Genomic DNA, 21,008 nt, shown 5'->3' with positions numbered 1-21,008 from the left:
CTACTGTATCCTCTTAAATTTTTTCTCTAAGTCATTTAATGTAAATTTCACTATGGTAGGCCTTCCATGAGGACAGGTAAAAGGGTCTTCTAAAAATCCTAATTCATGAAGCAGATGCTCCATTTCCACTTGTGACAGATTGTGTTTTGCCTTTATGGCAGCCCTGCAAGCAAGAGTAGCTATGGAAAGATACTTTACCTCGACAGTATCTCCAGAACCCATATTTTTTAAGTTATCTATAATATCTGTAAACAAATTTTTAATATCTGGTTTTCCCAGTATTACAGGTACTTCTCTCACATTTATAGTATTATTTCCAAATAATTCTATGTTAAATCCTGCCTTCTTAAATACATCTTTATTTTCCACGTAGCATGCATAATCGTCATTAGTAAGTTCCATAACTACAGAGGTAATCAATATCTGACTTATTACTTCTTTCTTTTCTATATTGCTCTTATATTTTTCAAAGAGAATTTTTTCATGGGCTGCATGCTGATCTATAATATATAGATTAGAAGCTGCCTCTGCTATTATATATGTATTGTTAAACTGACCAATCATTTTAAAGGGGGGAAGCTTAGAAATCTTACTCTCTTTTAAAGAATCATTTAACCTTACATTTTCTTCTGCAGTGTTACCTCCCTCTAAAGTATTTCCATATTCAAAAGAAATATTATCTTCCTGTTTCTCATTATTACCATATTCCTCTTTTATATAACTTTCATAAATTGGAGACCTTAAATCAATAGGAATTTGAATTTTATTTGTCTGTACAGATTCTTCTTCTTTCTCTAGAATTTTATCTTCTATTATATCTATTTTAAAAGAATCTTTCAAACTTTCTCTAAGAGCCTGATGAATTGTATCAAATACAAATTTAAATATCATTCTTGAATCACTAAACTTTATTTCCCACTTGGCAGGATGAACATTTATATCTACAAACTCGGGAAATAGATCTAGAAACAATACAAAAAAAGGAAACTTATTTACAGTTAAAAATGATTTAAAAGCTTTTTCTACTGCTGCAGTTATAGATTTATCCTTAACGTACCTTCTATTTACAAATATACTTTGATTATTTCTGCTTCCCCTGCTTACTTCTGAATTGCCTATATATCCATAAATTGAAGCTATATCGCTGTGATTCTCTATAGGTATTATATTTTCATATATATTTTTGCCATATATGCATCTTATAACATCCATTACCTCTCCACTTCCATAGGTAACTAAAGATTTTTTTCCATCTCTGAAGAACTTAAATACTATATTGGGATTAGCTAAGGAAAGTCTGTTTATTATGTCAGAAATAAGAGATCCTTCCCTTCCTGGAGACTTTAGAAATTTTTTTCTTGCAGGTACGTTGAAAAACAGGTCTTTTACTAAAACCGTAGTTCCTATATTGCATCCTGTATCCTGTATGTAATTTAAGACCCCTCCACTTATGGAAATTTCCCTTCCATAGTTAAACTCATCTTTTACCTTACTTCTAAGAATTACATGAGATACAGCAGCTATACTAGACAAAGCTTCTCCCCTGAATCCCATGGTGTATATTTTGTTTAAATCCTCTAAAGTACTTATTTTACTGGTAGCATGAGGCATAAATGCCTTTTCTACATCCTCTGGGTGTATTCCCACACCATCATCTATTACCCTTATAGATTTTTGTCCCCCATCTTCTATTTCTATGGTAATATTTTTAGCTCCTGAATCTATACTGTTTTCCAGAAGCTCCTTTACTACAGAAGAAGGTCCTTCAACTACCTCTCCTGCAGCAATTTTATTAGAAGTATCCATATCCAAAAGATTTATTCTCTTCATTATAAATCAATCCTTTATTTTAAAAAATACTTTCTCATTATCAAATAGATTTAACTTTCTTTATTATATCATAAAGTTTGTTAAACCCTTCCATAGGGGTCATATTTAATATATCTATATCCCTAATTTCATTGATTAAATTTTCTTTTTCTATGTCTAAAAATTTTAACTGCTCTCCCTGACTGGAAGTCTTTTCTTCTTTCTTTTTCTTTGGCAGATTAGTTCCTTCCATACTTTCTTCTGTCTTTTCAGTTTCAAGACTATTTAGTATTTCCCGTGCTCTCTTTAGAACTTCCTCTGGAAGGCCCGCCAGTTTTGCTACTTCAATACCATAGGACTGGTCTGCCCCTCCTCTTATAATCTTTCTTAAAAAAACTATGTTGTTTTCCACTTCTTTAACAGATACACAATAATTTTTTACCCCTTTTATTTTACCTTCCAATTTAGTAAGTTCATGATAATGAGTTGCAAATAAAGTCTTACATCTAAGCTTACTTTCTCTGCATATATATTCTATTACAGACCAGGCTATGCTTAATCCATCATAGGTACTCGTTCCCCTGCCCACTTCGTCTAATAATATTAAACTCTTATTAGTAGCATTTTTAAGAATATTTGAGACCTCCCACATCTCAACCATGAAAGTACTCTTTCCAGAGGCCAGATCATCAGAAGCACCTATTCTTGTAAATATCTTATCACATATAGATATAGAAGCACTTTTAGCAGGTACAAAACTGCCTATTTGAGCCATGATGGTAACCAAGGCCACCTGACGCATATAGGTGGATTTTCCTGCCATATTAGGTCCTGTTATTAAAAGAAGTTGATTTTCTCCCGTATCAATATCTGTATCATTGGATACAAATTCTCCTGTAGAAAGCATATTCTCCACTACAGGATGTCTTCCTTCCTCTATATACACTCTGTCTGAAAGAGTTATTTCAGGTTTGCAATAATTATTTTCAAGGGCAGCTCTTGCAAGAGAAGTTAAACAATCTACCTCTGAAATTATTCTAGCTGAATTCTGAATTCTGGTAACTTCTTTTTCCACTTTATCCCTTACTTCTACAAAAGCATTATATTCTAAATATATCAACTTTTCCTCTGCACCTAAAATTTTATCCTCCATTTCTTTTAACTCTGGGGTTATATACCTTTCTGCATTTGACAGAGTCTGTTTTCTTATGTATCTGTGTTCCGGCACCAGATTTAAATTGCTTTTAGTTACCTCAATATAATATCCAAATACTTTATTATATCCTATCTTTAAGGATTTTATTTTAGTAAGTTCTCTTTCACTGCTCTCAAGAGATGCTATCCAGTCTTTACCTTTAACTTTTGCCTCCTTCAGCCTATCTATTTCGCTGTCATACCCTTCTTTTATCAGATTCCCTTCTTTGAGAGAAACAGAAGGGTTATCTAGTATAGCCTTATCCAATAACATGTAGATATCCTTTAACTCATCTAAATTTTTATACATATTCTTTAATAAACTTGTTTCAAAATTAGACAATATGACCTTTATATCAGGTATCTTTTCTATGGAGCTTTTTAAAGAATTCAATTCTTTTGCATTTACACTTTTAGAGGATATTTTTCCTGCTAATCTTTCAATATCATATATATTCTTTAAAGCTTCCTTTAAGTCTTCATGATAACATATATTATTTAAAATTTCCTCCACTGAATCCAATCTCTCCATTATTTTATTCCTATCTATGAGAGGCTGCTCTATCCACTTTCTAAGTTGTCTTCCCCCCATGGAAGTATTGGTTTTATCTATAACTCCAAGTAGAGAACCCTTTTTCTTGCTTTCCCTGAGACTTTCCACAATTTCTAGATTTCTTTTAGAATTTATGTCTATAGTTAAATAATCTACTATATTATAATATTGAAATTTATTTATATGAGAAAGATTGGTCTTTTGGGTATGCTTTATATATTTAACTAAAGCACCACCACATTTTATAATTTCAGGTGTATATTCCCTTAAATTCAAATCTTTAAACTGTTCTCTTAATACCTCTTCTCCCTTTTGGAAATAACATTCATCTACCCTGCTAAAAGTTTCATTAAAAACTTCCACTATGCCCTGAAGTATATTGGAATCTATATCCTCCTGAATTATTATTTCTCTTGGATTAAACTTACATATTTCATCTAAAATTACGGATAAATTAAAGGGAGTGTCTGTACAATTAAATTCTCCTGTGGATATATCTGCAAAACATAGGGCACAATTACTGCCTTCATTATTATTTATGTACAAACACATTATATAATTATTTTCATTTTCATCTAAAAAGTAGCTATCCATATAAGTCCCGGGGGTTATAACTTTAATAATTCCCCTCTTTACAATACCCTTAGACTGTGCAGGATCCTCTAGTTGTTCACATATGGCTATCTTATATCCTTTATTCACCATCCTGCCTATATATGACTTTGCAGCATGATAGGGTATTCCGCACATGGGGGCTTTTTCTTTAAGTCCACATTCTCTTGCTGTAAGTACCAATTCCAGTTCCGCAGCAGCTATTTTTGCATCGTCGAAAAACATCTCGTAAAAATCGCCTAACCTAAAAAACAGTATACAATCTTTATAATTTTCTTTTATTTCCATATACTGCCTCATCATTGGAGTCAATCCCACCTTATTTCCTCCTTTCCATCATATCTGTCTACCTAAAAGGGAAAAAGAAGTTGCTTTAGTTATTTCAACCTTTACCAATTCACCTATAAAAGCTTTGTCTCCTTGAAAATTAACTAACTTTCCAGTTCTGGTCCTTCCCATAAGTTTTGTACTGTCATTTTTACTAGGGCCTTCTACCAATACTTCTTCTATTCTTCCTTCATAGACTTTATTTTTTTTAGCAGCAGATTTATTTATTACCTCTACAAGTCTGTTAAATCTCTCATGTTTTACATCATCAGAAATTTGCTCCTCTATTTTATAGGCAGGAGTACCTTCTCTTTTGGAATATATAAATGTAAATGCAGAATCAAATTCCACTCCTTCTGCCAGGTTTAATGTCTCTTCAAAATCTTCTTCTGTTTCACCAGGAAAACCCACAATTATATCTGTAGTTATAGATGCATCTGGAATTTTGTGTTTTATTTCACTTACAAGGGCAAGGTACTGTTCCTTAGAATAATTTCTATTCATTTTTTTAAGTATACGGGTAGAACCTGATTGTACAGGTAAATGTATGTGCTCACATATTTTATCACATTCTGATATTACATCTATTACATCATCCGTTAGATCTTTAGGGTGGGAGGTCATAAATCTAATTCTTTCAATTCCATCTACATTATTAATTCTCCTTAAAAGTTCACTGAAATTCACCCTTGGATTTAGATTTTTTCCATAGGAATTTACATTTTGACCCAGCAGCGTAACTTCCTTATATCCCTTTGAAACCAATTCTTTTATTTCATTTTCAATATCCTCTGGTTTTCTGCTTCTCTCACGTCCCCTTACATAAGGTACTATACAGTACGCACAGAAATTATTACAGCCATACATTATAGTCACAAAAGCTTTTACACTGCTTTCTCTATCTATTGGAACTCCCTCTACAATTCCATCTTCTTTATCTTGTATTTCTATTACGGATACATTCTGATGGTTTACCCTATTTAAATACTCTGGAAACTTATATGCATTATGAGTTCCAAATATTATATCTACAAAGGGAAATTTCTTTATTACTTTTTCTGCCATGCCTTTTTGCTGCATCATACAACCACATAAGGCTATTATAAGTTCAGGCCTTTGCTTTTTTAATTTTTTTAAAGCTCCCAAATTTCCATATACCTTAAGTTCTGCATTTTCTCTTACACAACAGGTATTAAATATGATCAAGTCCGCAGAAAGTTTATTTTCTGCTCTTTTATATCCCATCTTTTTTAGTATTCCAGATAATTTTTCTGAATCCTCTTCATTCATCTGGCATCCATATGTAGAAATAAAGAAACTTTTATTTCTAAATTTATCTTCCATGCATGTTACCTCCAATGGCATTAAATTCACACTGTATTATAACACAATAATTAATAAAAAATAAACATACTAGACTAAGATTATGTTTATTTTTAAAAAGAAGGTATGCCTTTATTTATCCATAAAAATCTGCTATTATTGATATAATAATCATTGAAGGTAGCTGTGAAATTTGCATTACAGTGGGGTGAAAACATGAATGAAAGCAAAATTAAAAAAGCATATGCAATTTCGAAAAACATTTATGATGATACACTGACTCAAACAAAATGGTGGTCTAAACTGTATATATGGTTTTTTTGGGGTGGTATAAAAGATATAGAAATCGCTAATAAGGTCTTGAAAATGATTCCAGATGATTTTGCCGGAAAATTGCTTGATGTACCAGTTGGCACTGGGGTATTCACATTAAATAAATACAGCATGTTACCAAATGCCCAAATAACCTGTGTAGATTATTCAGAGGATATGCTTCTTCAAGCCAAAAAAAGATTTTCCCATAGTAAACTTAAAAATATTAATTATATGCAGGGTGATGTGGGAAACCTAGAATTCAATAATGAAACATTTGATATTATACTTTCCATGAATGGATTCCACGCTTTCCCTGATAAAGAAAAAGCATTTTTAGAGACAACACGTGTTCTAAAAAAAGGTGGTATCTTTTGCGGGTGTTTTTACATTAAAGGACAATGTAAACTCACAGATTTCATCGTCAACTCTCTACTGGCAAAAAAAGGTTGGTTTACACCGCCCTTTCAATCCATTGAAGAATTAAGATTAAAATTATCTTCACTGTACTCTAATATTGAGATTGATAATCAAAAATCAATGGTTTATTTTAAGTGCATCAAATAAGATTTAATGGATTTTACCTGTATAAATATTAATATATTGTAAAATACTATTTTCCACCTCATCTATTCACCGGATAAAATCACAGAATATTTTTTTCTTTTAACTCCTTTATAGCTTTAATAATAGAATGTTTTATTGTTCCATATAATAAAAATACAACTAAAAAAATTATTAATAAAAAACAGAATATAGTTGGTAAATAGCTTTTCAATTTAAATACCTACTTTCTAACTAAATCTAAAAATTTATTTTTCCTGATAATTTTTAATATAATATGCACAAGCCATACTAAAGCTATTACCACCATAATATCGTAACAAAAATTTAACAGAAACAAATGTTTTCCAAAATCACCATGCCCTGAACCTATAACTGGCAAAATAAGTTGAGATGCTCCCGATAAAAGAATAAATAATAACATTAATATAAGAAGACGTAAATCCCTGTTTTTATTTTTTATAAAATAAGTCAATGTTATGGTAAAGTATATTAGTGAAAACAGAATAAAAACAAAGATATTTCTATGTATTTTGGAGTAATTATTTACAAGATTAGTTCTAAAGGTATTCACTGCTTTATTTGGAGCATATTGTCCTTTGGCAAAATTCCAAGGACCTGGTGTTTTAAAAGCATAAGCGCCCTCTGCAGACTCCACAATTTTTTGCCAAAGCCGGCTTGGATGCTTAATATAAAAAACTAATATTTTCAAAGGAGAAACCTTGGGATAAAACTCCTTTAACATTTCCTCTCCCACAGGGTCATGTCCAGAATGTCTATTATAAAAAGATTTCCCGTAAAAAACCATGAATTTTTTATCCACCCCAAGTTCTTCCAAATCTTTTTCAGGACTGGAAGAACCCCTTAAAACTCCTAAGAAAACCGATTGGTATATATTATTTTGATTCATTCTATCTGTTAATGAAATATAAGATGCACTACAAAGTATGGTGACTAACAATGATCCTATTATAATACATTTTCTATAATTTTTCTCTTTATAATAGATAAATAATCCTGCATAAATTATAAGCATAAAAACAAGCAGCGGCAGCTCCTGTGCTTTAGAAGTTAAAAAACCTGCAGAAGCAATGAAAAAATATACAAAATGCCTTATTAAAGGTTTCTCTTTAGTTATTAAATTAAGATACGTACCTATATTCAAAAAAAAGAATACAATAGTGCCTGCTTCTCCGTAAAAAGAATTAAAATAAGATATATAGGATGTATCTGTAAAAAACAAAATAATACATATCCCCACTGCTGCCTTTAATAAAGTAGATAATCTTTTAAAATTAACTATAAGAAATATTCCCCATAAAAATATCACAGAATAAACAAAGGCTAAATATCTTATATTAAATAGCCTATTATCAAACTGATGTAATAACAGCGATATAAATACTGCCAATTTTAATAATATACTTCCGGAAACCCAGTTTTTGCCAAAAAATATGAACATATGTGATTTTGATATTATATAATTTAAATGTACAAATCTATCATAAATCCCCTCATAGGTGGTGGATAAATCCCACAATCCCCCATATAGGAGAAGTCTTCCAAAGTCTCCATTATCACATTTTCCTATAATGGGATATACAAAAAGGGTATTTAACAAAATTATTCCTATAGCTAATAAAATTATTAGCTGAATTATATAATTATTTTTAATATAAATTAATTTTTTCATCAACCATTTCATTTCATTTAAACTCCGTTATTTTTGATATTTAAATATTTCTTCAAAATGACAGAAAACTCCTGCTAAAAACAAAAAATTTAATATTTTTTCAATAATAATACCCATTGAATATAAATATTTTAATATCAATACCTATGCTCTATTCTAAATAAAATATGGGTGTCGGCTTGAAATAAAAATTATTGTTGAAAAATTTCTTCGAAAACTATATCATTGTATATATAATATATTAGAACTTAGGAGAGGATGGACATTTATATGAGATTATCAAATAGAATTTTAAATATGCAGTTTTCACCTATTCGTAAACTGGCACCTTATGCTGCAGAAGCAAAAAAAAGAGGTATTAAAGTTTACCATTTAAATATTGGTCAACCGGACGTACTAACTCCAGATATTTTCTTTAAAGCAATTGAAAATTTTAAAGAAAACGTATTAAAATATACAGATTCACAAGGTATGGATGCACTTCAGGAAAGCTTCATAGAATATTACAAAAAATGGGGCACGGAGTTTTCTAAAGAAGAACTGATAGTAACTAACGGTGGTAGTGAAGCTATAATGTTAACTTTTATGACAATATGTGATCCAGGAGATGAAATAGTTTCCCCTGAGCCTTTCTATACAAATTATAATGGCTTTGCAGAATCAGCTTCTGCCAAAATGGTTCCATTTTTAACAAAAGCTGAAGATGGCTTTCACCTGCCAGACAAAAAATCAATAGAAAACAAAATAACCCCTAGAACAAAGGCACTTATGATTTCAAATCCTGGTAACCCTACGGGGACTGTATATACGGCTGAAGAACTTAGAATGCTTGCAGATATAGTTAAAGAACATGATTTATACTTAATAGCAGATGAAGTCTATAGGGAATTTGTATATGATGGATTAAAATACACTTCTACACTTACTTTAAAGGATATAGCTGACAGAGTAATAATTGTAGACAGCATATCTAAACGTTACAGTGCCTGTGGTGCTAGAATTGGACTGGTAGCTTCAAAGAATAAAGAATTTATGCATAACATAATGAAGCTGTGTCAAACTAGACTATGTGTTCCTACAGTAGAGCAAATTGGAGCAGCAGCCTTAAAGGATACCCCTGACAGCTATTTTGTGGAAACAAGAAAAGAGTATGAAAAGAGAAGAAATATATTAATGGAAAGTCTTCAAAAAATTCCGGGTATCATATGCAGAAAACCTAGTGGTGCTTTTTACATAGTTGCCAAATTACCTATATCAGATGCACAGGATTTTGCAAAATTTTTACTAACTGATTTTAATAAAGATGGTAAAACTGTAATGGTTGCTCCTGCTGACGGTTTTTATGCCACTGAAGGTCTTGGAAAAGATGAAATAAGAATATCTTACTGCTTAAATTGCGATGATTTGAAAGATGCTATGGATTTATTAAAAATAGCTCTTGAAGAATATATAAAAACTAAAAAATAGATATATCTTTAACGCTTAGCAGTTTAATATAAAATAAATAAGAGTTTACTTTAACCTCAAAGTAAACTCTTATTTATTTTATGAAAATCTTCGTACTACTCTAATAATAAAAGAATTATTTCTCTAGTTCCCAATTAAATCTTTCTTTTTTAACCTTAAATCCAACACTTCTATATAAATTTAATGCTATATAGTTAGAATCCCGTACCTTTATCATTATTTTATGAAAGCCATTTTGATATATTATATTCAAAAGATAATTTAAAAGATATTTACTATATCCCCTGCCCCTATGCTTTTCTATTATACCGAAGTTAACTATGATGGGAATATTATTTTCTATTATAATCTGACCGTATCCTATATATTCCGCATTTCTTTTTAAAAAAACAGCTCCCTCTTCAAAATAGTAACTCTGCAATTGTTCCACATATATATCTTCTAAAGTCAAAGGTATTCTATTATGCTCCTGGAATATCTCATTTTGTATTCTACATCTTTTTTGTTCATCTTTCCCCTTTTTAAACATTTCAAACTTTAAGTTTTCATGAATACCTATATCTATACTCTCATGTAATTCCCTACAAAGAACTAAAGTACCTTCTTTTTTCTCAAAACCTATATCTTCAAGTAGTGTGGAATTATAATTATTGTCTTCGCACAAATACTTTAAAACACAATGTTTCTTTATAGTACTTATTAAATGTATATAGGGTACACTATCTGATTCCTTATTAGAAATAAAGGACACATTCATAGCATTTATATTATAAACATTTTTACATACTATATCAGTCCAAATATAACCTATATAATCAAAGTTATTTCTAAGTAATTTTACTGTTCTTCTCAAGAATATCTGCTTAGCAAAATTAGATTTATCATAAATTTCAAAAAAATCTTTATTTAAATTATTAAACAGTGTTCTTTTGGAATTTAGTTTTTTAAAACAATTTAAATTTCTCTTTACCAGTGATACACATTCATACATATAAATTTTCCCCTAAACCCATTGTTTAGAATAATAAATGGACTTTAAAATAAGAGACCATCCTCCGGCGATGATCTCCTATATATTTGAGGCTTTCACTTCTACAACTTGTTCAAATATACCTCTTTTTATTTCAGTTGCCGTCATATTTTTTGCATTAAATTTTTCAGTCATGTAGTTACACGCATCCCAAGGATTAATTCTATCTCCACAAGTAAACACATCCACAGCAGCATAGCCAAGTTCAGGCCAGGTGTGAATAGTTAGATGGGATTCAGATATTATAACTACCCCGCTTATGCCCTGAGGGCTAAATTTATGAAATGCAACTTCCCTTACTTCTGCCCCTGCCTTTAAAGCTGAATCTACCATTATCTTCTCTATAAAGTCTTTATTATTCAATATTTCGCCATCGCATCCATAAATCTCTGCTAAAATATGTCTCCCTAATTCATTCATTTTTCACATTTACCCCCTTTGAAAAAAATATAACAATTAAATTTTATCAAAAATAATAGAAAAGTCAATATATAATGCTAATATTAAAAATTTACTTTTAAAATCTCTGTTTTTTAAAAGATTTCTCTGATTTCCTATGTATATCATATAAAAATATAGTATTTACTTAAATTTAAGTAAATATATTTGTAAAATAACCTATATTTTATCTTTGGGTATTAAATTTTGATGGTAAATGTGAAAATTTTCTAGAATAAATATTAAATTTCATCTACTTCTTTTATACTTAAAGCTATTTTTTCACTTTCCTTATTTACTTCTAAAATTTTAGCCTTTATTTCCTGTTCTATTTCCAGTGCATCTGAAGGCTTATCTATTCTCTTGTGACTTATTTGGGATATGTGTACTAATGCATCCACTCCAGGTTCCAATTCTACAAATGCACCAAAATTAGCAAATCTAACTACTTTTCCCAGAACTACATTTCCAACTGGATATTTTATATCCACATTATTCCATGGATCCTCCATAAGTTTCTTCAGGGATAAAGATAACTTTTTCTTTTCTCTATTTACATCTAATATATAAACTTGAATTTTATCACCTATTTTCAGTACATCTCCTGGTTTGTTAACTCTTCCCCAGGACAGTTCAGATACATGAAGAAGTCCATCAACCCCCTGCACATCAACAAATGCGCCAAAATCAGTTAATCTTCTAACTTCTCCTTCTACCACCATATCTTTTTCAAGCCTGTTCCAAGTTTCCTCTTCCCTTTTTTCTCTTTCAATTCTTAAAATTTCCCTTCTCGAAGCTACTACTCTAGTTCCCTTTCTCTCCTGCTTAAACTCAATTATATTAACTTCCAATTCCTTATCTACATACTGAGAAAGATCATTTACATGATATAGTTCCACATGGGAGGCCGGTATAAAAACTCTAGCTCCTTTGTAATTGGCTACTAATCCTCCATTTACATCTTCTTTTACTGTAACTTTTAAACATGTATTATTTATATTGGCATCTTCCAATTCCTTATAAGCATTTTCTCTATCTAATTCTAATTTGGATAATACCACATATCCATCTTCATTTTGCCTTCTTACTACTTTAACATCTAATTCATCTCCAATATGAATTAGTTCCTCTAAATTGTTATCCTCTTCCTTTGTTATTTCAGATTTTGGAAGTACGCCATCTGATTTATATCCTATATTTAAAAAAGCCTCTTTAGAATTCACAGATATTACTATACCTTTAATTTTTTCCCCTAATATTATCTGGGTATCATTTTTGTCCATATAAGATAACTGTTCATTTAACTCTAAATTTTTGTCATCACTCATTTTTAAAACTGCCTCCTTTATTATCCAATTGGGTGTTGAAGCTCCTGCTGTAACACCTATAGTTTTAATTTTATTAGTCTTAATTATATTATCAGGTATTTCTCCTGAATTTTCAACATGAATTGTATTATTACAATTACTTTTACATATTTCATAAAGCTTGGTGGTATTAGAACTATTTTTACCCCCTATTACTACCATCATATCTACTTTTTTTGATATGCATTCTGCAGCTTTCTGACGGAACTCTGTGGCACTGCATATAGTATTAAATGCAATAAATTCCCTGCACTCTTTAGCTACTATATTCAACACCTTTTCCCAATTAGACTGTTTTTCTGTAGTTTGTGAAACTATACATATTTTTAAAGGTAACTTATCTAAATCGACACCATTCTTTGATATAATGCCAGTATTTTCACACCATCCATTTATACCTACTACCTCTGGATGGTTAATATCACCCACTATCAATATACTATACCCTAATTTATAGTATTTTTCCACTTTTTTCTGTATGTTAGAAACATAAGGACAGGTAGCATTCACCACATTAATCTTTTTATTCTCCAAAAGAGTCAATATGTCTTTTGCTACACCATGAGAACGTATTACAACTACATCATCTTCTTTGAGACTACATATATCATCTAATTCTATAGGATATATACCTTTTTTCTTTAAATTATTTACTACATCACTATTATGAATTAAAGGACCTAAAGTATATATCTTCTTTTTAAATTTTTCTCTGGCACTTATAGCCTCGGTAACAGCTCTCTCCACCCCAAAGCAAAATCCAGACTTATCTGCTAATATAATATTCATACTATTCACCTTTAGTTATGTTCTTTAATGTAATTTCTTATATAACCTGAAATAATTTCTACCACCTGATAAATAGAAAGTCCAGATGAATTTATCTCTATAGCATCTTCTGCTTTTATAAAGGGTGAAGATTCCCTATGGGAATCTATATAATCTCTTTTAATTATCTCATCCAATATCTCATTATACTCCACATCTATACCTTTCTTCTTTAATTCCAAATATCTTCTTTTTGCCCTTTCACTGGCACTAGCTGTGAGAAAAAACTTCAAAGGTGCATTTTTTAAAACTACAGTACCTATATCCCTTCCATCCATAATCACATTAAAATTTCCCGCCATATCTTGCTGCAATTTTACAAGCAACTTTCTAAGCTTAAAAATAGCAGCATAATTAGATACATTATTACTTACATCAGGATGCTTTATACCCTCTGTTAAATCTTCACCATTTACAATAAGTCTATCTTTTTCAAAATGCATTTTAAGTGATTTTACAATTTCACATACCTTATCTACATCCTTGTAACATACTCTTTCTCTCATACATAAAAGTGCAGCAGCCCTATACATAGAGCCTGTATTTATATACATAAGATTAAATTTATGGGCTATAATATTTGCTATAGTACTTTTACCTGCAGCTGCAGGTCCATCAATTGCTACAGATATATTCAAAATGTCATTCCGCCTTTCTCTGCTCAAGAAACATATCCAAATTTACATGAGGAATCTTACTCATATTAAAATCCTACTTATATATTCTATAAAAAAACATAAAATCCTTTATTTATATTATCATTGATTTAATTAAATTTGTAATACATTTTTAATTTTACTTCCTGCTAAAAATCCAGTAGACAATGCAATCTGCATATTAAATCCTCCTGTATTTGCATCTACATCTATTATCTCCCCTGCAAAATATAAATTCGAAACTATTTTAGACTTCATGGTAGAAGAGTCTATTTCTTTAACACTTACTCCTCCAGATGTAACTATGGCTTCTTCTATGGGTCTAAGACCTTTTATGTGCATAGTAAAATTTTGTAATAATCCAGCTAAATCCTGTCTTTCATCTCTAGTTATAGAATTGCATTTTTTATCTAATTTTATGTTACATAAATCTAAAATTATGCCAATAAGTTTTTTAGGAAGTAATCCCCCTAAAGAATTTTTAAAACTTTTATTTGAATAATTTAAAAATTCTCTCTGCAATCTTCTATCCAATTCCTGAAACTCAAGAGCAGGTTTTAAATTTATAACTGCCTTTAAATTTCTATTATTTTTTACTACCCTGCTGGAACTCAAAACAACAGGTCCTGAAATTCCAAAATGGGTAAAAAGCATTTCTCCAAATTCCCTATATAAGATATTATTATTAGAATCCACTATACTTAATTCTATATTTTTCAAAGAAAGTCCCTGCAATATTTTTATCCAATCCTCTTCAATTTCTATAGGAACAAGAGCCGGTGTAATTTTCGTTATTGTATGACCTAAACTTTCAGCCATTTTATATCCTTCTCCAGTAGAACCCGTTTGCGGATAAGACATGCCCCCTGTGCAGAGTATAAACAAATCTCCTTCTATAATTGAATTATCTTCAAGTTGAACTGCTCTTATAAAGTTATCTTTGGAAATAAATTTCTTAATTTTAGAATTAAACCTTATCATTACATTTTTCTTTATTAATTCTTTTTCCATAGCTTTAATTAAATCAGAGGATTTGTCAGACTGTGGAAAAACCCTTCCCCCTCTTTCAATCTTTAAATTTACTCCTAAATCATCAAAAAATTCAAAAGTATTCTTATTTGTAAAAGAATAAAGTGAACTATACAAAAAATGAGAATTTACAGGAATATGATCAAAGAATTCACTTATATCCTTTGAATTGGTTATATTACATCTTCCCTTTCCAGATATGAACATCTTCTTCCCAAGCTTTTCATTTTTTTCAACCAAGGTAGTGTCAAATCCTCTATTTGCAGCAGTTATTGCTGCCATCATTCCAGATGGACCTCCTCCAATTACTATTACCTTTGACATTAATTCATACACCCTATTTCCAACTAATTTTGATCCTTTAATGAATATACTTGATATTCCTGCCATATAGTTTCAAGATCCGAAAAAGTAGAGGAAATTTTTTCCTTTTCCTGCAATCCAACAGCAATAATAAGTGCATTAATTACACTTAATGGAGCTACTAGTGAATCTACAAAAGAAGTCATATTACTTTGAGCAATCAAGGTATAATCTGCCCTGGCTGCCAGAGGAGATAAAAGGCTGTCCGTAATAGCTACCACCTTAGCATTTCTGCTTTTGGCAAAAGCTAGAGCTTCAATAGTTCTCACAGCATATCTAGGAGACCCTATGCCTATTACCAGATCGTCGCTGGTTAAATTTATCATCTGTTCAAAAATATCACTTATTCCATATCCTACAACTTTTACATTGTCTAATATCAGATTTAAATAAAAACCCAGAAAATCTGCAATAGCAGTGGAACTTCTAAGTCCTATTATATATATCTTATCTGCCTTAAATATACTGTTTACTACATCATCAAAAGTCTTATGATTTATTTTTTCAAGAGTAGCTCTTATATTTTCCATATCAGATTTTAAAACACTTTTCAGTGGACTTTCCTGACTTACAAAATCATTTGATAATTCAATTCTCTGCACCGTAGTAAGTTTATTTTTTATAAGTTCCTGAAGAGATTTCTGCAATTTAGGATATCCTGAAAATCCAAGTTCATTTGCAAATCTAACTACAGTTGATTCACTTACTCCTACATTTACCCCTAATTTTGCAGCTGTCATAAAGGCAGCTTTGTCATAATGTTTTAGAATATATTCAGCTATTAATTTTTGACCTTTACTCAATCTTGGAAATTTAATTTGAATTGTCCTTATTAAGTCCTGATTATTAGTGCTTTCCATTTACTTCATTCCTTTCTCTCCATCCATGTTAACTTTGCAATATTTGTTTCATTTTAACATCTATTGAGTAAATTATCAATATAATATTCAATTGTTTATTCAATTAACTATTCAATCATGTTTATAAATATTTATTATATTTTTATTATCTTTCTCGCATATTCCAAAAGTAAAACCATAAATATTTAAATTTTTATTCAAAAAATCCACAATTTTATACATATCTTCATAGTCACTAAATTCTTTTGATGAAATTAATTTTAATTCATTTTTCATAATAACTTTCCACCTTTTATATATTGTATTTCCTTTTCAGTTAAATATCTCCATGCTCCCTCCTTGAGATTGCCTAGTTTTATATCTCCTATAGCAATTCTCATTAAAGTTATTACAGGATGGCCTATGGCATCACACATTTTTCTAACCTGTCTGTTTTTTCCTTCATGTATTTCTATTTTTACCTTTGAACTTTCCTTATTTGAACTAATAAAATCAAATTTTGCCTTAGCTGTTATATATCCTCCTATATCTATGCCATTTTCAAATCGTTTTATCTCCTCACTAGAAGGTATTCCTTTTATTGCAGCAATATATATCTTAGATTTATTGCTTCCTGGATGAGCTATATTATTATATACTTCCCCATCATTGGTAAGTATTATGGCTCCTGATGTATTATAGTCAAGCCTTCCTATGGGATAAACCCTTTCATTTACTTTTACTATATCAAGAAGTGTTTTGCGTCCCCTATCATCTTTAACTGAAGATATATATCCTCTCGGTTTATTTAATAATATATACACCTTTTTATTTTCTTTCTTTATTATTTTATTATCTACCAGAATTTCATCTCTCTCATCATCAATTGTTGTCCCAAGTTTATTTACAACTACTCCATTTACTTTTACTCTTCCCTCCGATATTATATGTTCACATTTTCTTCTTGACGCTACCCCGCAGGCAGCCATGTATTTATGTAATCTTTCTATCATATTAATCATCCTACTCACATATTAAATGTATTATAGTATATTTAAATAATAAAATTAATCCTCAGTCATACATTGAGGATTAATCTTATTATTCTACTTCCTGTATACTTATTTGTCTTATATGTTTAGTGTGATTCCATTCTTTGTTATTCTTGTCCAATATTCCTTGTATTGTTATTGGTATCCATGTCAAAGTATATATACCATAGAGCAGATACCATATAAATATTCTAAGAGAATTTTTACCTCCTAATAAGGATATGCCTATTACAAATATCAGAAGATATAAAATACTTCCAGATACCGTCTCTAATAGAGTAGGTGAATCAAACATCAGCGCAAGTACTACTATATTGAAGGAATATAAAACAAATATAGAAAACATCTTCTTTGACAGTTTGTTTTCTAACATCATTATAAAAGGGGTTACTAGAAATTGAACTATACTAAATGTTTTCCATACTATAGGTATAAAATATATATTTATAACAAATATATTTAACCCATGAGTATTCTGCAGAATAGTTATAAAAGCCGAAAGCCCTATTAGCAATGTGACAAAAGGTTGCACAGTATATATGGCACAGTCAAGTGCAGTGAGATTTTTATCTCTTAGTGCCTTTTTTATAAGCTTAAAGAAAAACCTTGATGCAACATCAGTAAATCCTTTCATCCATCTTTTTCTTTGATGCCAGGATTGTTTTAGTGTTAAAGGCTTTTCATCATATACTACAGCATTATGAGCCCATCCTACCTTATATCCATTTAATACTAATTTACAGGTGAATTCTAAATCTTCAGTCAAACAAGTAGCACCCCATCCAAGCTGCTTTAGTATCTCCGTATTCATACAAAAGCCAGTACCTCCGATTTGATTTGATAATCCAAGATTTGACCTAGAAAGTTGAAAAAGCCTGTTGGCAGTCCAAAAAGAAATTGAATAAGAACCTGTTATCCATGAGTCATTGGGATTTTTACTATCTATGTAGCCTTGAACAACTTTATACCCTTGACATAGTTTATAATTCATTTCCATTAGAAAATTTCTTGAGACCAAGTTATCTGCATCAAAAACGGCTATAGAATCATATTGTTTATCCATCTTAAATATTTTATTGAACATCCATTCCAGTGCATATCCCTTTCCCTTTTTATCCGGAACTTTTCTTTCAAATACATTTACATTATATTTTCTTGCTATAGATGCTGTATCATCATCACAATTATCCGCAATAACAAAAATATCATACATATCTTTGGGATAGTCAATATCTTTTAAACTCTCTATTATTTTTGCAATAACCATCTCTTCATTATGAGCTGCTACTAAAAGGGCAAAAGTATTTTTAGGCATACATTTTTCTGCACCATTATCTCTTCTTTTATAGAGTCCAAATAAAGAAAGTATTAGGTAATACATTGTGATTGTGAAAATTGATATTTGAAAAATAGCTGTAAAATTAAAAATAAACTCTTTCATCACAAAAATCCTTCCTTATAATATATTTATTCTATTATACTGAAACAAATATATATAAAATACCGTATATCATGATACCACAGATTTTTACTTATGTGGTATATGTCGAAATATTCTGACTAACAAAATCTACATATTTTTTCTTTTCATACTAAAGTAATTTCATATAAATCCTCTCTTCTATGCTCAAATACAGGTATAGATTTTCTTACTTCATATATATATTCCAAATCTATCTCCGATAATAGTATTCCCTCTTTTTCATCTAATATATTTAATATCTTTCCCCAGGGATCTACTACAAGAGAATTTCCATAAGCCACATAAGAATAATTTATATTTCTTGCTGGTGATATTCCTACGGTATACAGTTGATTTTCTACTGCAGCACTTCTAAATAACAGTTCCCAATGAGATGGTCCCGTAGTAGTATTAAAAGAAGCTGGAATAAATATGATTTTTGCCCCTTGAAGTGCCATTAGCCTCATGAGTTCAGGAAATCTCACGTCATAACATATAGCTACACCTATTTTCCCCCACTTTGTATCTATTACAGTAACTTTGTCTCCTGGAGTTAAAACATTTGATTCCTTAAATGTTATTTTATCTTTTATATCTATATCAAATAAATGCATTTTTCTATGCTTCCCTATTAATTCTCCTTTTTCATTAAATACAAAAGAAGTATTATATATATTTCCTTTATCATCAATTTCAGGTATAGAGCCTCCAACTATATATATTCCCATCTCTTTAGCCGCAGATGACAGCATACTCAAGGTTTCTCCCTTGCAATCATCCTTTTCTGCATATTCTCTAAAATACTTAGTATTATAGTAGCAATTAAACATTTCCGGTAATGCTACTATGTCAGTTCCTTTATTTGCAGCCTTATATATAGCTTCCTTTGCTCTTTTTACATTGTCACTTTTTGAAGACTTTAAAACCATCATTTGACATAAACCTATTTTCACAATAAAACACCCTCTTTTAATTACCTCATGTATTTGCTTATAACACTTCAATCCTTACAATTATTATATACCCTTAATTATAGTTTATTATTGTGGACTATTCAATGATAGATAAAAATTTAATATTTAAGATACAATTTACTAATCTATTGAAAAGCTGATACTTCACATTATAGAAAATTCCGCCCAAATAAGAATTACTTAGTTCTATAAGACTATTGATTAAAAATACTGTACATTATATAATTTTAATATTGTCATTTAAGTTAAAAATAATTAAACTATTATGAATAGGAGATCATTTAATGAAACAACATGCCCTTTCCAGAACCGAACTGCTGTTTGGAAAAGAAGCTCTAGAAAAATTAAAACATAGTACTATAGTACTATTTGGGTTAGGTGGTGTGGGAAGTTTTACCCTTGAAGCTCTGGTAAGAGGAGGTATAGGTCATATTGTCATAGTAGATGATGATACTGTTTGTTTAACAAATATAAACAGACAGATACATGCCAACTTCCATACAATAGGTAAGTATAAAGCAGATGTTTTAAAAGATAGAATTTTAGATATAAACCCCAATTGCAAGGTGGAATCTTATAAAGTATTTGCAGATGAAAATAATATAGATAGTATTATACCTCCTTCCGCAGATTATGTAATAGATGCCATTGATACAGTATCTTCAAAAATATCCCTTATAGTATGGTGTAAAAATCATAATATAAATATAATTAGTTGTATGGGTACGGGAAATAAACTAGATCCCACTAAATTTAAGATATCTGACATTTATGATACAGAAATATGTCCCCTAGCTAAAGTAATGAGACATGAACTCAAGAAACGAGAAATAAAAAACTTAAAGGTATTGTATTCCGAGGAAATACCTAAAAAACCAAAAATAGAAGAAGTCATAACTTGCAAGGAAGGCTGTGTATGCACTGGGGGCTCAAAAAAATGCCTATCAAAACGTCAAATACCTTCCAGCAATTCCTTTGTTCCTCCCGTGGCAGGAATGATAATAGCAGGTGAGGTAATTAAAGATATACTGTCATTGAATTAACTTTCATCTTTAGAAAAGAACTTACCCAAACGCTAAAATCAGCTAATTCCCAAAGAAGCTGGGGGATTAGCTG

Annotated in this window: 17 protein-coding genes; 3 read left to right on the top strand and 14 right to left on the bottom strand. The window is 30.3% G+C overall.

Annotation, left to right across the window (positions count from 1 at the left end):
• The 3 genes from mutL to miaB are packed head-to-tail and all read right to left on the bottom strand — an operon-like array spanning window position 1 to window position 5,839.
• Window positions 1-1,830 carry a DNA mismatch repair endonuclease MutL gene (gene mutL / locus CKL_RS07745; RefSeq protein ID WP_012101970.1) on the bottom strand — a complete coding sequence of 610 codons (1,830 nt, stop codon included), beginning with the start codon at window positions 1,828-1,830 and terminating at the stop codon, window positions 1-3.
• Window positions 1,831-1,870: 40 nt separating this feature from the next.
• Window positions 1,871-4,486: a DNA mismatch repair protein MutS gene (gene mutS, locus CKL_RS07740; protein WP_012101969.1), complete on the bottom strand. Its 2,616-nt coding sequence runs from the start codon at window positions 4,484-4,486 to the stop codon at window positions 1,871-1,873.
• A gap of 18 nt (window positions 4,487-4,504) precedes the next feature.
• Window positions 4,505-5,839: a tRNA (N6-isopentenyl adenosine(37)-C2)-methylthiotransferase MiaB gene (miaB, locus tag CKL_RS07735; RefSeq protein ID WP_012101968.1), complete on the bottom strand. Its 1,335-nt coding sequence runs from the start codon at window positions 5,837-5,839 to the stop codon at window positions 4,505-4,507.
• Window positions 5,840-6,034: 195 nt separating this feature from the next.
• Between miaB and CKL_RS07730 the strand changes: the two genes are divergently transcribed.
• Window positions 6,035-6,697: a class I SAM-dependent methyltransferase gene (locus tag CKL_RS07730; protein ID WP_012101967.1), complete on the top strand. Its 663-nt coding sequence runs from the start codon at window positions 6,035-6,037 to the stop codon at window positions 6,695-6,697.
• A gap of 220 nt (window positions 6,698-6,917) precedes the next feature.
• Here CKL_RS07730 and wsfD read toward each other — a convergent pair whose 3' ends face one another.
• Window positions 6,918-8,399 carry a glycan biosynthesis hexose transferase WsfD gene (gene wsfD, locus CKL_RS07725; RefSeq protein WP_012620460.1) on the bottom strand — a complete coding sequence of 494 codons (1,482 nt, stop codon included), beginning with the start codon at window positions 8,397-8,399 and terminating at the stop codon, window positions 6,918-6,920.
• Window positions 8,400-8,657: 258 nt separating this feature from the next.
• Here wsfD and CKL_RS07720 point away from each other — a divergent pair, with 258 nt between their 5' ends.
• Window positions 8,658-9,854, top strand: a complete 1,197-nt coding sequence (locus tag CKL_RS07720; protein WP_012101965.1) for a pyridoxal phosphate-dependent aminotransferase — start codon at window positions 8,658-8,660, stop codon at window positions 9,852-9,854.
• Between the two features lie 115 nt (window positions 9,855-9,969).
• On the opposite strand, the gene CKL_RS07715 is transcribed toward CKL_RS07720, so the two are convergent.
• The 10 genes from CKL_RS07715 to CKL_RS07675 all read right to left on the bottom strand — a co-directional run bounded on the left by CKL_RS07715 (window position 9,970) and on the right by CKL_RS07675 (window position 19,871).
• A complete protein-coding gene (locus tag CKL_RS07715; RefSeq protein WP_012101963.1) occupies window positions 9,970-10,845 on the bottom strand; it encodes a GNAT family N-acetyltransferase in 876 nt (291 codons plus the stop codon).
• Between the two features lie 78 nt (window positions 10,846-10,923).
• Window positions 10,924-11,304: an adenosylmethionine decarboxylase gene (speD, locus tag CKL_RS07710; protein WP_012101961.1), complete on the bottom strand. Its 381-nt coding sequence runs from the start codon at window positions 11,302-11,304 to the stop codon at window positions 10,924-10,926.
• A gap of 260 nt (window positions 11,305-11,564) precedes the next feature.
• Window positions 11,565-13,478, bottom strand: coding sequence for a bifunctional 4-hydroxy-3-methylbut-2-enyl diphosphate reductase/30S ribosomal protein S1 (locus CKL_RS07705; RefSeq protein ID WP_012101959.1), 1,914 nt, complete (start codon window positions 13,476-13,478; stop codon window positions 11,565-11,567).
• 11 nt (window positions 13,479-13,489) lie between these two features.
• Entirely contained in the window at window positions 13,490-14,155 is a 666-nt protein-coding gene (gene cmk, locus CKL_RS07700; protein ID WP_012101958.1) for a (d)CMP kinase, read from the bottom strand.
• Between the two features lie 132 nt (window positions 14,156-14,287).
• Complete coding sequence (locus CKL_RS07695; protein ID WP_012101957.1) at window positions 14,288-15,526, bottom strand: BaiN/RdsA family NAD(P)/FAD-dependent oxidoreductase; 1,239 nt, start codon at window positions 15,524-15,526, stop codon at window positions 14,288-14,290.
• A gap of 23 nt (window positions 15,527-15,549) precedes the next feature.
• Window positions 15,550-16,425 (bottom strand): MurR/RpiR family transcriptional regulator, encoded by an 876-nt coding sequence (locus CKL_RS07690; protein WP_012101956.1) that lies wholly within the window; start codon window positions 16,423-16,425, stop codon window positions 15,550-15,552.
• Window positions 16,426-16,536: 111 nt separating this feature from the next.
• Window positions 16,537-16,701, bottom strand: coding sequence for a YpmA family protein (locus tag CKL_RS19780; RefSeq protein WP_012101955.1), 165 nt, complete (start codon window positions 16,699-16,701; stop codon window positions 16,537-16,539).
• Window positions 16,698-17,417: a pseudouridine synthase gene (locus tag CKL_RS07685; protein ID WP_012101954.1), complete on the bottom strand. Its 720-nt coding sequence runs from the start codon at window positions 17,415-17,417 to the stop codon at window positions 16,698-16,700. The genes CKL_RS19780 and CKL_RS07685 overlap by 4 nt, the downstream gene beginning before the upstream one ends.
• A gap of 88 nt (window positions 17,418-17,505) precedes the next feature.
• The gene (locus CKL_RS07680; RefSeq protein WP_012101953.1) at window positions 17,506-18,897 is read right to left on the bottom strand and encodes a glycosyltransferase family 2 protein; all 1,392 of its coding nucleotides are present in this window, start codon (window positions 18,895-18,897) and stop codon (window positions 17,506-17,508) included.
• Window positions 18,898-19,043: 146 nt separating this feature from the next.
• Window positions 19,044-19,871: a carbon-nitrogen hydrolase family protein gene (locus CKL_RS07675; RefSeq protein WP_012101952.1), complete on the bottom strand. Its 828-nt coding sequence runs from the start codon at window positions 19,869-19,871 to the stop codon at window positions 19,044-19,046.
• Window positions 19,872-20,176: 305 nt separating this feature from the next.
• On the opposite strand from CKL_RS07675, the gene CKL_RS07670 reads away from it, so the two are divergent.
• Window positions 20,177-20,935 carry a tRNA threonylcarbamoyladenosine dehydratase gene (locus CKL_RS07670; RefSeq protein WP_012101951.1) on the top strand — a complete coding sequence of 253 codons (759 nt, stop codon included), beginning with the start codon at window positions 20,177-20,179 and terminating at the stop codon, window positions 20,933-20,935.
• Window positions 20,936-21,008 lie beyond the last annotated feature (73 nt).

The sequence above is a fragment of the Clostridium kluyveri DSM 555 genome, assembly GCF_000016505.1.
Taxonomy (GTDB): domain Bacteria; phylum Bacillota; class Clostridia; order Clostridiales; family Clostridiaceae; genus Clostridium_B; species Clostridium_B kluyveri.
This window is presented reverse-complemented; position numbering and strand designations above follow the sequence as displayed.